Source organism: Bradyrhizobium huanghuaihaiense, from assembly GCF_025200885.1.
GTDB classification, from domain to species: Bacteria; Pseudomonadota; Alphaproteobacteria; order Rhizobiales; family Xanthobacteraceae; genus Bradyrhizobium; species Bradyrhizobium huanghuaihaiense.
Genome location: NZ_CP104172.1, coordinates 2,396,216 through 2,410,044, shown reverse-complemented (window position 1 = coordinate 2,410,044; position 13,829 = coordinate 2,396,216). Strand labels below are relative to the sequence as shown.

The window sequence follows — 13,829 nt, the reverse complement described above, 5'->3', positions numbered from 1 at the left end:
AGCAGCCGCGGACTGGCTCCAACCTCTCCCGCTTGCGGGAGAGGTCGGCGCGTCCCGGGCGATGCGAAGCATCGTCCCGCGCGCCGGGTGAGGGTTCTCTCCTCTGGGGGAGTCCCACTGTGGAGATACCCTCTCCCCGGCCCTCCCCCGCAAGCGGGGGAGGGAGCGCACCTCCGTGGGGGCGATATTGGAGTCTCACAGCGTCAGACGCTAGACGATGCCCTCAGGCTACCGCTGCCGGAATCGGACGCGGGCTCACGACGTATTCGCGCAAAACCTTGTCGTTGGCGTCGACCTCGATCAGCGCGACGTCGTAGGTCCAGAGATCGGCCAGGTGCTGAAGCACGCGCTTGGCGTCGGTCTCGTTGAGCTGCGAGCCCTTGATGACGTGGTGATGCAGGATCAGCCGGCGGTCGCCGGAGAGGTCGACATCGACCACCTCGATATTGGCGTCGATGTAGCCGACGTCGTGCTGTCGCGCCAATTCGCGCCGGACGCGGCGGAAGCCGCGCTCGTCGTGGATGGCATCGACGCGGATGCCGGCGCGCTCCTCGGGGTCGTCGTGGAGATGGAACATGCGGAAGTGCCGCATCAATTTGGGGCTTAAGAACTGACCGATGAAGCTCTCGTCGCGGTAATTGGCCCAGACGTCGCGCAGCACGCCCATCACGTCGTTCTTGCCGGCGATGTCGGGGAACCATTCGCGGTCCTCGTCTTCGGGCCTCGTGACGATGCGCTCGATGTCCTGCATCATTGCGAAGCCGAGCGCATAGGGGTTGAAGCCCGAGAAGCGCTGATCGTCGAATTCGGGCTGGAACACCACGTTGGTGTGCGATCCCAGGAATTCGAGGAAGTTGCCATCGGTGATGCGGCCCTGCTGGTGCAGCTGGGTCATGATGCGATAGTGAACGTAGGTCGCCGTCCCCTCGTTCATCACCTTGGTCTGGCTCTGCGGATAGAAATATTGCGCGATGTGGCGGACGATGCGCAAGAGCTCGCGCTGCCAGGGCGCCAGCCGCGGCGCGCTCTTCTCCAGGAAATAGAGCAGGTTCTCCTGCGGCAGGCCGAGCAGCTTGCGGCGCCGCTCGACGCTGAGCGCCGAACGGCTCTTGCTCTTGCCGGCCGGCACGGTACGCCAGAGATCGTTGAAGACCTCTTCCTCGTGCTGGCGCCTGCGCCCCGCCCGCTTCTCCTCGGCGCGCAGATCCAGCTTCTTCTTGCCGGGATAGCGGTCGATGCCGTGCGACATCAGCGCATGCGCGGCGTCGAGTGTGCGCTCGACCTCGGTGCGGCCGTAGCGCTCCTCGCATTGCATGACGTAGTTCTTGGCGAAATCGAGATAGTCCAGGATGCCCTCGGCATCGGTCCACTGCTTGAACAGATAGTTGTTCTTGAAGAAGTGATTGTGGCCGAAGGCGGCGTGCGCGATCACCAGCGTCTGCATCGTCGCCGTGTTCTCCTCCATGAGGTAGGAGATGCAGGGCGAGGAGTTGATCACGATCTCATAGGCGAGGCCCATCAGGCCCTTGCGGTAGGAGGCCTCGTGGAACGCGAAATGCTTGCCGAAGGACCAGTGCTTGTAGAACAAGGGCATGCCGACCGACGAGTAGGCATCCAGCATCTGCTCGGCGGTGATGACCTCGATCTGGTTCGGATAGACGTCGAGCCCGAGATCCTTCAACGCCACCTCTTCGCAGGCATCGGTGATACGCTGCAAGGTGCGAAAATCCCAATCCGCGCCTTCGAACAAACGTTCCGTCATGGAGCGGCTTTCTCCTGAGCAGTGTCGCGGCGCTGGAACAGGTCGTGGAACACCGGGAATATCTCGCTGCGCTCGGAGACCTTGCGCATCGAGAGCGGTGCGCCGCTGTTGCGCAGGCGCTCGTAGAGGGTCCAGAGCGAGGAGTCGGAGAGATCGAAGGCGCTGCCGCCGGATTCCCCGACCTCGAGATAGGCAAAGAACTGGCAGACCGGCAGGATCTTGTCGGTCAGCAGCAGCCCCGTGAGCTCGCCGTCGGAATAGGAATTGTCGCCGTCGGAGGCCTGCGCGGCGTAGATGTTCCAGTCCGAGGGATTGAAACGCTCGCGCACGATCTCGTGCATTGCCTGCAGCGCGCTGGAGACCAGCGTGCCGCCCGAGGCCGGGCCGTAGAAGAAGGTCTGCTCGTCCACCTCCTCGGCGCGGTCGGTGTGACGGATGAAGACGATCTCGACATGCTTGTAGCGCCGCTTCAGGAACACGTAGAGCAGCATGTAGAAGCGCTTGGCGAGATCCTTCATGTGCTCGGACATCGAGCCGGAGACGTCCATCAGGCAGAACATCACGGCCTGCGCGACCGGCTTCGGCACCATCTCGAAGCGGCGGTAGCGGATGTCGAGCGGATCGATGAAGGGAATGCGCTTGGACTTCGCTTTCAGTGCTTCGAGCCGGGCGATGAGCTCGGTACGTTCGTCCTCGTCCGTGCAGGCGGCGATCGCGGCTTCAAGCTCCTCGATCTCCTCCTTGCGGGGACGCTTGAGCGCGATGCGGCGCGCCAGCGCGAGCTTCACCGTGCGGCTCACCGAGATGTTGGCGGGTGAGCCCGACGTGGTGTAGCCGGCGCGCTGGATGCCCTCGCTCTCGGTCTGCGCGATCTTGCGCTTGGCGAGATCGGGCAGTTCGAGGTCGTCGAGGAAGAGATCGACGAATTCGTCGCGGCTGAGCACGAAGCGGAAGGCGTCCTCGCTGTCGCCTTCGCCGGGACCGGAGTCCTTGGCGCTGCCCTGGCCGGAACGCTGGAGATAGTCGCCCTCGATGAACTTCTTGTTCCCGGGCAGCACCATGTCCCGCGTTCCGCCTTCGCGGCGGAAACGCGGCTCATGCATCCCGTCGAGCGGGATCGTGACCTCACCACCCTCCAGGACGTCCTTGATGTCGCGATCCTGCGAGGTCTTCTTGACGGCGCCCTGCACCAGGGATTTGGCCCGACGCAAGAACCGCTGCCGGTTCTCAAGACTCTTGCCGCCTGGATTCAGGCGCCTGTCAATAATGTGAATGGCCACTTTCCCATCCGCCTCAACCGGCCTGCTTCACGCGCATGTACCATTCGACGAGCCGGCGAACCTGACGCTCGGTGTAGCCGCGCTCCACCATGCGTGCGACGAACTCGCCGTGCTTCTTCTCCGTCTCGCCGTCCTTCTTCGACCCGAAGGAGATGACCGGAAGCAGGTCCTCGACCTGGGAGAATATCCGCTTTTCGATCACGTCGCGAATCTTCTCGTAGGAGGTCCAGGTCGGATTCTTGCCACTGTTCTGAGCCCTGGCCCGTAACGAGAACTTGACCACCTCGTTCCGGAAATCCTTCGGATTGGCGATGCCGGCCGGCTTCTCGATCTTGGTCAATTCCTGGTTCAAAAGCTCGCGATCGAGCAACTGGCCGGTGTCGGGATCCTTGAAATCCTGATCCTCGATCCAGGCATCGGCGTAATCCACGTAGCGGTCGAACAGATTCTGGCCGTAATCCGAGTAGGATTCGAGATAAGCCTTCTGGATCTCGTTACCGATGAACTCGGCATAGCGCGGTGCCAGCTCCGCCTTGATGAACTCCAGGTAACGTTTCTCGGTTTCCTCCGGCAGCTGCTCGCGGCGGATCGACTGCTCCAGCGCATACATCAGGTGCACGGCATCGGCGGCGACCTCCTGCGGATCGTGGTTGAAGGTCGCAGCCAGGATCTTGAAGGCAAAGCGCGTGGACACGCCGTCCATGCCCTCGTCGACGCCGGCGGCATCGCGATATTCCTGGACGCTGCGCGCCTTCGGATCGGATTCCTTCAGGCTTTCGCCGTCATAGACCCGCATCTTGCCGAACAGCGTGGAGTTCTCGTGCTTGCGCAGACGCGACATCACCGAGAACCGCGCCATCGTTTCCAGTGTCGACGGCGCGCACGGCGCCGACGCCAGCTCCGAGCCCTGGATCAGCTTCTCGTAGATCTTCTGCTCTTCGGTGACCCGCAGCACGTACGGCACCTTGATCACGCAGATGCGGTCGATGAAGGCCTCGTTGTTCTTGTTGGCCTTGAAGCTCGCCCACTCCGCCTCGTTGGAGTGCGCCAGGATCACGCCGGTGAACGGGATCGCACCGATATTCTCGGTGCCGATGTAGTTGCCCTCCTGCGTTGCGGTCAGCAGCGGGTGCAGCATCTTGATCGGCGCCTTGAACATCTCGACGAATTCAAGGATGCCCTGGTTGGCGCGATTGAGGCCACCCGAATAGCTGTAGGCGTCGGGATCGTTCTGCGCGTAGGTCTCGAGCTTGCGGATGTCGACCTTGCCGACCAGCGACGAGATGTCCTGGTTGTTCTCGTCACCCGGCTCGGTCTTGGAGACCGCGATCTGGCGCAGCCGCGACGGCTGGATCTTGGCGACGCGGAATTGCGAGATATCGCCGCCGAAGGCTTCCAGTCGCTTGTAGCACCACGGGCTCATCAGGCCGGTGAGACGCCGGCGCGGAATGCCGTATTTCTCCTCCAGCATCGGCCCGAGATGATCGGGATCGAACAGGCTGAGCGGGCTTTCGAACACGGGCGAGAGTTCATCGCCGGCCTTGAGCACGTAGATCGGCTGCACTTCCATCAACGACTTGAGCCGCTCGGCGAGCGAGGATTTGCCGCCGCCCACGGGGCCGAGCAGATAGAGGATCTGCTTGCGCTCCTCTAAGCCCTGCGCTGCGTGCCGGAAGAAACCGACGATACGCTCGATGGTTTCTTCCATGCCGTAGAAGCCGGCGAAGGCCGGATAGGTGCGGATGGTGCGGTTCAAAAAAATACGGCCAAGGCGTGGGTCCTTGGCCGTGTCAATCGTCTGCGGATCGCCGATCGCTGCTAGCAGTCGTTCGGCCGCGTTTGCGTATTTCATGGGATCGCTTCGACACGATTCCAGATATTCCGCCATCGACATGTCGTGCTGGCTTCTCGCCTCGAACGACCGAGCGAAAGCGTTGAATAGAGAATCGTTGTACATGATCCCTCTCCGCGTGAGTTCCGCTACAAGCTGAAACGAAAGCAGTTACCGGAGCGTTCCTCAGGCCGTTTCGAATCAGCGTGAGCACATGACGATCATTGGACACCCGGGGACCGACTCGACGCAACGCACAACGTAGGCAACCGGGTGAGTTACGAACAGGCACCTGCCTGTTATTTATGCGAATCTATGTATATCTTCGCTCATTTCCAGAAAATGTCACTCGGCCGCCACATCCGGGCATTACCGGGGATCAGCTCATCCGGCGGTGCAGCATAGCCGTCGGCCGGCGGCAGCTTTATGACGCTTGTACGGCCAAGCCTTGTGCACCGGAGCCTTGTGCACCCGAGCCTTGCGTGCCTTGATCGCGATCTCGCCGCAATGCGGTGCGTGCATCGCTGGCGGCATGGCACTCACGGCAAGCGCGGAGCAATGTATCAAAATCGGTCGCCAGCCCCTCGGTGGAAATGGCGATCCGATCGTCCCGCGCGCCGCGCGATGTCGCCCGCCTCCTGCCGCGAATAGAGGAGAGCTGTCGCTGCAACGCCGGCGTCGGCGTCAGCACGATCAATCTGTGCCCGCGGCGATCCTCGGCCGAAATCTCCGCAATCGACTCCCACAGCAGAAATTCATTGCCGATGCGGAGATCGCGGATGCCGTAGGGGGTGACGATCACCACCGGTCCACGTTCGCCGGGAAGCAGCCAGATCAGCCAGCCGGTGATCAGGCCGAACACCGCAACGCCGGCATAGCCGACCGTCGTGTCGTAGTCGCCGAGGCTGTCCCACCAGTCGAAGGCGAGGCTGGCGCTGAACAGGATCATCGCGAACCCCGCCGCGACCAGCAGTCGCAAGCGCGTGGCGCATTGGTTGATTTCGAGATCGTAGGGCACATCGATGCGCACGGTCGGCGTGATCGATTGCGGGCTGTCGGAGACGGCGGGCGGAGGGCCGTCAGGATGTACTTGCATGCTTTCCCCCAGCACGGCCATTCGCGACCGGTTCACCAACGATCGGGCAGACCGGAATCTGCTGACGACACGCTGTGCAGCGGCCGACAGACGTTACGCAGCGAGACCTCGGCCGAACCTTTCCGGCCAACGACTTTTTACGCAACACAGCCACTGCCGCCTGGATCGCCATGATCGCGACGGAGTTACACTGAGAGTATGACGCTCAGACCCTTGATTGGTTCCCTCCCGGGTGCATGTAAGCTAGAGGATAGCGCGTCAGGACCGGCGCGGAAACCCCTCGCCCGCAGGCTTGGAGATAAATAAGCATCATGAATCCCGTCAAAGAACTGGAAAAGCACGGACAGGCCGTCTGGCTGGACTTCCTGGCCCGCGGTTTCATCGCCAAGGGCGACCTGAAGCGGCTGATCGACACCGATGGCGTCAAGGGCGTCACCTCGAACCCGTCGATCTTCGAGAAGGCGATCGGCAGTTCGGACGAATACGACGCCCCGATCGGCAAGGCGCTGAAGCGCGGCGACCGGACCGTGGCCGACCTGTTCGAGGCCGTCGCGGTCGAGGACATCCAGAATGCCGCCGATGTGCTGCGCCCGGTCTATGACCGCCTCAAGGGCGGTGACGGCTATGTCAGCCTGGAAGTCTCGCCCTATCTGGCGATGGACACCGCCGGTACCGTCGCTGAGGCACGGCGGCTGTGGAAGGACGTTGGCCGCAAGAACCTGATGGTGAAGGTGCCGGCGACGCCCGAGGGCCTGCCGGCGATCGAGACGCTGATCGGCGACGGCATCAGCATCAACATCACGCTTCTGTTCTCCAAGGCGGTCTATCTCGAGGTGGCGGAGGCCTATCTGGCGGGTCTCGAAAAATACGTCGCCGGCGGCGGCGATCCGTCGCATGTCGCCAGCGTGGCGAGCTTCTTCGTCAGCCGCATCGACTCGGTGGTCGACAAGCAGCTCGACGAGAAGATCGCGCGCGCCAACGATCCGTCCGAGAAGGAGCGGCTCGCCGCGCTGAAGGGCAAGGTCGCAATCGCCAATGCCAAGGTCGCCTACCAGGATTACAAGCGCCTGTTCTCGGGTCCGCGCTGGGAGAAGCTCGCCGCCAAGGGCGCCAAGCCGCAGCGCATGCTGTGGGCGTCAACCGGCACCAAGAACAAGGACTACAGCGACGTCCTCTATGTCGAGGAGCTGATCGGCCCCGACACCATCAACACCGTGCCGCCGGCAACGCTGGATGCGTTCCGCGACCACGGCAAGCCGCGCGACAGCCTGGAAGAGAATGTCGAGGACGCAAGGCGCGTGCTGGAGGAGCTGGAGCGCTCCGGCATCTCGCTGGATGCGATCACCGAGGAGCTGGTCAGGGACGGCGTAAAGCTGTTTGCGGATGCCGCCGACAAGCTCTACGGCGCGGTCGCCCACAAGCGCGCCACCGTGCTCGGGCCGGCGCTCGATCGCCAGCAGCTTTCGCTCGGCGACGGCCTCGGCAAGGCTGTCGCCAAGAGCACCGAGGAATGGCGTGCCTCGGCAAAAATCCGCAGGCTCTGGCAGCGCGACAAGTCGGTCTGGACCGGCACCGACGAGGACAAATGGCTCGGCTGGCTCGACAGCGCCGCCAAGGCGGACGTTGCCGACTACGAGGATTATGCAGGCCGCGTGAAGGGCCAGAAATTCTCCGACGCCGTCGTGCTCGGCATGGGCGGATCGAGCCTCGGACCCGAGGTGCTGGCCGAGACCTTTGGCAAGAAGCCGGGCTTCCCCAAGCTGCACGTGCTTGACTCCACCGATCCCGCGCAGGTGCGGGCGATGGAAGACAAGATCGACATCGCCAACACCGTGTTCATCGTCTCCAGCAAGTCCGGCGGCACCACCGAGCCGAACGCGATGAAGGATTATTTCCATGATCAGGTTGCCAAGGCGGTCGGCCCGAAGGTGAAGACCGGCCATCGCTTCATCGCGGTGACCGATCCCGGCTCCTCGCTGGAGAAGGCGGCGAAGACGCTGAACTATGCCCGCATCTTCCATGGCGAGCCCTCGATCGGCGGGCGCTATTCGGTGCTCTCGCCGTTCGGCCTGGTGCCGGCGGCAACTGCCGGCATTGACGTCAAGACCTTCGTCAAGCACGCGCTCTCCATGGCCCGCTCCTGCGGACCGGACGTGCCGCCGTCCGAAAACCCGGGCGTGCAGCTCGGCCTTGCCATGGGATTGGCCGCGCTCGATGGCCGCGACAAGGTGACGATCCTGTCGTCGAAGAAGATCGCCGATTTCGGCGCCTGGGCCGAGCAGCTGATCGCGGAATCGACCGGCAAGGAGGGCAAGGGCCTGATCCCGATCGACGGCGAGCCGCTGGGCGATCCCTCGGTCTATGGCAATGATCGCTTCTTCATCGACATCCGCATCGACGGCGAAGCTGACGCTGCACACGACTCCCAGCTTGCCGCGATCGAAGCGGCCGGCCATCCCGTGGTGCGCATCGTCATGAAGTCGATCGAGCATCTCGGCCAGGAGTTCTTCCGCTTCGAGCTGGCCACGGCCGTGGCAGGCTCGATCCTCGGCATCAACCCGTTCGACCAGCCCGACGTGGAAGCGGCCAAGATCAAGACCCGCGAGCTCACGGCGTCGTTCGAGAAGACCGGCAAGCTGCCGGCAGAAGAGCCGGTGGTCAGCACCAAGGAAGCCGATCTCTACACCGACGAGGCCAACGCCACGGCGCTGCGCGCCGCCGGCGCCAATGGCGACCTCACGTCCTGGCTGAAGGCGCATCTGTCGCGCTCGGGCGAGGGCGACTATGTCGCCCTGCTCGGCTACATCGCGCGCGACAAGGCGACGATCGATGCGCTCCAGGCGATGCGGCTCGGGGTGCGCGAGAAGCGGCATGTCGCGACCTGTGCCGAGTTCGGCCCGCGCTTCCTACACTCCACGGGGCAGGCCTATAAGGGCGGGCCCGACAGCGGCGTGTTCCTCCAGATCACCGCCGACGACGCCAAGGACCTGGCGGTGCCGGGCCAGAAGGCGAGCTTCGGCGTGATCAAGGCGGCGCAGGCGCGCGGCGATTTCGACGTGCTCACCGAACGCGGGCGGCGCGCGCTGCGTGTCCACCTGAAGGGCGGGCTCAAGAAAGGTCTCGCGGCGCTCAATGCGGCGCTCAACGACGCACTGAATTAAGGGAATCTCTCACATGCAACTCGGCATGATCGGCCTCGGCCGGATGGGCGGCAACATCGTTCGCCGCTTGATGCGCCAGGGACATTCGACCGTGGTCTACGACAAGGACGCCAAGGCCGTCGCGGGCCTTGCCGCAGACGGCGCAGTCGGCTCGGCGACTCTGGAAGAGTTCATCTCCAAGCTCGAGCGTCCGCGCACGGCCTGGGTGATGCTGCCGGCGGGGCGCATCACCGAGGCGACGATCGACACCATCGCGGGCGTGATGCAGGAGGCCGACGTCATCATCGACGGCGGCAACACCTTCTGGCAGGACGACGTCCGCCGCGGCAAGGCGCTGAAGGCGCGCGGCATCCACTATGTCGACGTCGGCACGTCGGGTGGCGTGTGGGGCCTCGACCGCGGCTATTGCATGATGATCGGCGGCGAAAAGGCCGTGGTCGACCGGCTCGATCCGATCTTCGCTGCGCTCGCGCCCGGCGCCGGCGACATTCCGCGCACCGAAGGACGCGAGGGGCGTGATCCCCGCATCGAGCAGGGCTACATCCATGCCGGCCCCGTCGGCGCCGGGCACTTCGTCAAGATGATCCACAACGGCATCGAATACGGCCTGATGCAGGCCTATGCCGAAGGGTTCGACATTCTCAAGAACGCCAATATCGACGCCCTGCCGGCGGATCATCGCTATGATTTCGATCTCGCCGACATCGCCGAAGTGTGGCGGCGCGGCAGCGTGATTCCGTCCTGGTTGCTCGACCTCACCTCGACCGCGCTCGCCGACAGCCCGCTTCTGTCGGAATATTCCGGCTTCGTGGAGGATTCCGGCGAAGGACGCTGGACCGTGAATGCCGCGATCGACGAGGCCGTGCCGGCCGAAGTCCTGACCGCGGCGCTCTACACACGTTTCCGTTCCCGCAAGGAACACACCTTCGCCGAGAAAATTCTCTCCGCCATGCGCGCGGGTTTCGGCGGCCACAAGGAGCCGAAGCAGCCGGGCGCTTCGAAACCAAAGTAACAAGTAACAGAGCGAAGGCCGATCGTTCGTGACAAAAGACCCGCAAGCCAAGCGCAAGCCGGAAAATTGCGCCTTCGTCATCTTCGGCGTCACCGGTGATCTCACCCATCGCCTGGTGATGCCGTCGCTCTACAATCTGGCAGCGGAGCACCTGCTGCCGGAAAAATTCTGCGTCGTCGGCGTGGCCCGCAGAGGCCAGTCGGATGACGAGCTGCGCGACAGCCTGCTGAAGGGACTGCACCAGTTCGCGACCCGTCCTGTGGACGACGACGTCGCAAAGAAGCTGCTGGAATGCGTGACCTTCGTCGAGGCTGATCCGAAGGATCCGCCATCCTTCGACCGCTTGCGCGAGCATCTGGATTCGCTGGAATGCGCGCAGGACACCGGCGGCAACCGGCTGTTCTACCTGGCAACGCCGCCCGCGGCGTTTGCGCCGACCGCGCGCGAGCTCGGCCGCACCGGCATGATGAAGGAGAACGGCGCCTGGCGGCGGCTCGTGATCGAAAAGCCGTTCGGCACCGACCTCGCCTCGGCGCGTGCGCTGAACGGCGAACTGCTCAAGATCATGGACGAGCACCAGATCTACCGGATCGATCATTACCTCGGCAAGGAGACGGTGCAGAACATCCTGGTGCTGCGCTTTGCCAACGGCATGTTCGAGCCGATCTGGAATCGCAACCACATCGACCACATCCAGATCACCGTGGAGGAGAAGCTCGGCGTCGGCCATCGCGGCGGCTTCTACGACGCCACCGGCGCGCTGCGCGACATGGTGCCGAACCATCTGTTCCAGCTGATGTCGCTGGTGGCGATGGAGCCCCCTGCACGTTTCGACGCACATTCCGTGCGCTCCGAGAAGGCCGACGTCCTCACATCGATCCAGCAGCCGAGCCGGGAAGAGGCGCTGAAGAATTCGGTGCGCGCGCAATATCTCGCCGGCCGCGTCGGCGACGACGCGATCACGGACTATCGCAAGACCGAGGACGTCAAGCCCGACAGCACCACCGAGACCTTTGTCGCGCTCAAGCTGATGATCGACAATTGGCGCTGGGCCGGCGTCCCCTTTTACCTGCGCACCGGCAAGGCGCTGGGTCACAAGCGCACCGAAGTCGCGATCAAGTTCAAGCAGGCGCCGCTGTCGATGTTTTCGGGCACGGACGTCGATCGCCTGTCGCAGAACTTCCTCACCATCGGCATCGCGCCCACCGAGACCATCGAGCTGCAGTTCAACGCCAAGATTCCGGGACCGAGCATCACCATCGACGGCGTCGAGATGAAGTTCCGCTACGGCGACTATTTCCGGGCCGATCCCTCGACCGGCTACGAGACGCTGATCTACGACTGCATGATCGGCGACAACATCCTGTTCCAGCGCGCCGACGGCATCGAGGCCGGATGGCAGGCCGTGCAGCCGTTCCTGGATGCCTGGAAAAGCGAGGGCACCAACGGCATCGAGACCTACGAAGCCGGCAGCGACGGCCCCGCCTGCGCCGACGAGCTGCTCCGGCGCGACGGGCGAAGCTGGCGGAAATTTTCGTGATTGCGGCCGGACTGCCGAAGCTGATCGTCGCAGCCGATGCCGAGGCGCTGGCGCAGACCGCGGCCGAACGGGTGATGGCGCGGATCGGCGCCAATCCCGGGCGTATCGCGATCTGCCTCACCGGCGGGTCAAGCCCGAAAAAGCTCTATCAATTGCTCGGCAGCGACGCCTGGCGCGACAAAATCCCATGGGACCGCGTGCACTGGTTCATCGGCGACGAGCGGTTCGTGCCTGAAAGCGATCCTCTCAACAACATGGCGGTGGCGCGGGCGGCATTTCTCGATCGCAATGCGCCTGCCGGCCATATCCACCCGATCCCGACCACGGCCGAGAATCCCGATGCCGGCGCCCAGGCCTATGCGCGCGAGCTGCAGGCCTTCTATGGCGCAGACCAGCTCGATCCGGCGCGGCCGCTGTTCGACCTGGTCCTGATGGGCGCAGGACCGGACGGCCACACCGCCTCGCTGTTTCCCGGCTTTCCCGAGATCGAGGAGACCACGCGCTGGGTCGTCGGCGTGCCCAAGGCCAATGTCGCCCCGTTCGTGCCGCGGGTGTCGCTCACCCTGCCCGTGCTGGCCTCGTGCTACGAAATGCTGTTCGAGATTGCCGGACACGACAAGCGGGCGATCTTGACGCGCCTCCTCAATGGCGAGAATCTGCCGGCCTTACGCGCGCGCTCGTTTGGTGAGACCGTCTGGCTGGTCGACAGGGCCGCGCTTCCGGAGGAAATTCGTGGGCCGCGTTGAAGCACCTTGTGCGTTGATCGTGATGGGCGTGTCGGGTTCGGGCAAGAGCACGGTTGCAGGGGCGCTCGGCGAGCGGCTCGGCTGGCGCTTCGAGGACGGCGACAGCTTCCACCCCGCCAGCAACGTCGAGAAGATGCGGGCCGGACATCCCCTCACCGACGAGGACCGCTGGCCCTGGCTCAACGCCATCGCCGACGAGATCGAGCGGGTGTGCGGACGCGGCGAGCATGTCATCATCGCCTGCTCGGCGTTGAAGCATACCTATCGCGACGTGCTGCTGCGCGGACGCGATGACGTCCGCTTCGTGTTCCTGAAGGGGACGAAAGAGCTGATCGCCGAGCGGCTCGCGCAGCGCAAGGGCCATTTCATGCCGCCCGGGCTGCTGACGAGCCAGTTCGACACGCTGGAGCCGCCGGAAGCGGGCGAGCACGTCCTCACCGTCTCGATCGACGAGACGGTCGAGGCCATCGTGGACGGCATCGTACGGCAATTGAAACTGGGCGGGGCAATACCCAAGGTTCTGCCATGACCCCCATCTCACTCGTGGTCTCCGACGTCGACGGCACGCTGCTGACGAAGGACAAGACGCTGACCGAGCGTGCGCGGAGCGCGGTGCAGCGGCTGCACCAGGCCGGCATCGGGTTCACCATCACTTCCAGCCGCCCTGCGATCGGCATGCGTTTCCTGATCGAGCCGCTGGCGCTGTGGTTGCCGGTCGGCCCGTTCAACGGCTCCTCGATCGTCGATCCCGAGATGCGGCCGGTCGAGCAGCACCTGATTCCGCCGGGTGCTGCCGAGCGCTCCTTGCAGATCCTCCGCGACTACGGCGCGGACATCTGGCTGTTCACCACCGACAAATGGCTGATCGACAATCCTGATGGTAAATATGTCGCGCATGAGCGGCACACGATCCGCTCCGATCCGACCATCGTGACGGATTTTTCGCCGTACGTTGCGAGCGCCTGCAAGATCGTCGGCGCCAGCGCCGACGCGGCCGGGCTCGCGGCTTGCGAGAAGGCGATGCAGGAGGCGCTCGGCAGCGCGGCCACCGCGGTGCGTTCGCAGACCTATTATCTCGACATCACGCCGCCCGGCTTCAACAAGGGCACCTTCGTCGAGGCCATGGCCAGGCGCCTCGACATCTCGACCGACGCGGTCGCCACCATCGGCGACATGCAGAACGACCTCCCGATGTTCCGCATCAGCGGCACCTCGATCGCCATGGGCAACGCCGCCGACAACGTCAAGGACGAGGCGACCCACGTCACAGGGAGCAACGAGCAGGACGGTTTTGCCGAGGCGATGGAGATGATCTTGAAGCGGAACGGGGTGGGCTGAGCGGGCCGCGGGTTCGCTCAACCTCTCCCGCTCGCGGGAGAGGTCGCCGCGTAGCGGCGGGTG

Annotated in this window: 10 protein-coding genes; 6 read left to right on the top strand and 4 right to left on the bottom strand. The window is 64.1% G+C overall.

Annotated features, from left to right (window positions below; genetic code table 11):
* Positions 1-223: 223 nt before the first annotated feature.
* The 4 genes from N2603_RS11380 to N2603_RS11365 form a co-directional block, all read right to left on the bottom strand.
* Positions 224-1,762, bottom strand: coding sequence for a SpoVR family protein (locus N2603_RS11380; RefSeq protein WP_018641092.1), 1,539 nt, complete (start codon positions 1,760-1,762; stop codon positions 224-226).
* A complete protein-coding gene (locus N2603_RS11375; protein ID WP_026311712.1) occupies positions 1,759-3,036 on the bottom strand; it encodes a YeaH/YhbH family protein in 1,278 nt (425 codons plus the stop codon). The genes N2603_RS11380 and N2603_RS11375 overlap by 4 nt, the downstream gene beginning before the upstream one ends.
* Positions 3,037-3,055: 19 nt before the next feature.
* Positions 3,056-4,999, bottom strand: coding sequence for a PrkA family serine protein kinase (locus N2603_RS11370; protein ID WP_018641094.1), 1,944 nt, complete (start codon positions 4,997-4,999; stop codon positions 3,056-3,058).
* Between the two features lie 298 nt (positions 5,000-5,297).
* A complete protein-coding gene (locus tag N2603_RS11365) occupies positions 5,298-5,990 on the bottom strand; it encodes an STM3941 family protein (protein ID WP_260388797.1) in 693 nt (230 codons plus the stop codon).
* Positions 5,991-6,280: 290 nt separating this feature from the next.
* Between N2603_RS11365 and N2603_RS11360 the strand changes: the two genes are divergently transcribed.
* The 6 genes from N2603_RS11360 to N2603_RS11335 are packed head-to-tail and all read left to right on the top strand — an operon-like array spanning position 6,281 to position 13,766.
* Complete coding sequence (locus N2603_RS11360; protein ID WP_260388796.1) at positions 6,281-9,130, top strand: bifunctional transaldolase/phosoglucose isomerase; 2,850 nt, start codon at positions 6,281-6,283, stop codon at positions 9,128-9,130.
* 13 nt (positions 9,131-9,143) lie between these two features.
* Positions 9,144-10,142 carry a phosphogluconate dehydrogenase (NAD(+)-dependent, decarboxylating) gene (gene gnd / locus N2603_RS11355; protein ID WP_260388795.1) on the top strand — a complete coding sequence of 333 codons (999 nt, stop codon included), beginning with the start codon at positions 9,144-9,146 and terminating at the stop codon, positions 10,140-10,142.
* Between the two features lie 28 nt (positions 10,143-10,170).
* Positions 10,171-11,682, top strand: a complete 1,512-nt coding sequence (zwf, locus tag N2603_RS11350; RefSeq protein ID WP_260388794.1) for a glucose-6-phosphate dehydrogenase — start codon at positions 10,171-10,173, stop codon at positions 11,680-11,682.
* Positions 11,679-12,428 carry a 6-phosphogluconolactonase gene (gene pgl, locus N2603_RS11345; protein ID WP_260388793.1) on the top strand — a complete coding sequence of 250 codons (750 nt, stop codon included), beginning with the start codon at positions 11,679-11,681 and terminating at the stop codon, positions 12,426-12,428. The genes zwf and pgl overlap by 4 nt, the downstream gene beginning before the upstream one ends.
* Positions 12,415-12,957, top strand: a complete 543-nt coding sequence (locus N2603_RS11340; RefSeq protein WP_260388792.1) for a gluconokinase — start codon at positions 12,415-12,417, stop codon at positions 12,955-12,957. The genes pgl and N2603_RS11340 overlap by 14 nt, the downstream gene beginning before the upstream one ends.
* Entirely contained in the window at positions 12,954-13,766 is an 813-nt protein-coding gene (locus N2603_RS11335) for an HAD family hydrolase (RefSeq protein WP_260388791.1), read from the top strand. The genes N2603_RS11340 and N2603_RS11335 overlap by 4 nt, the downstream gene beginning before the upstream one ends.
* The last annotated feature ends 63 nt before the right edge of the window (positions 13,767-13,829 follow it).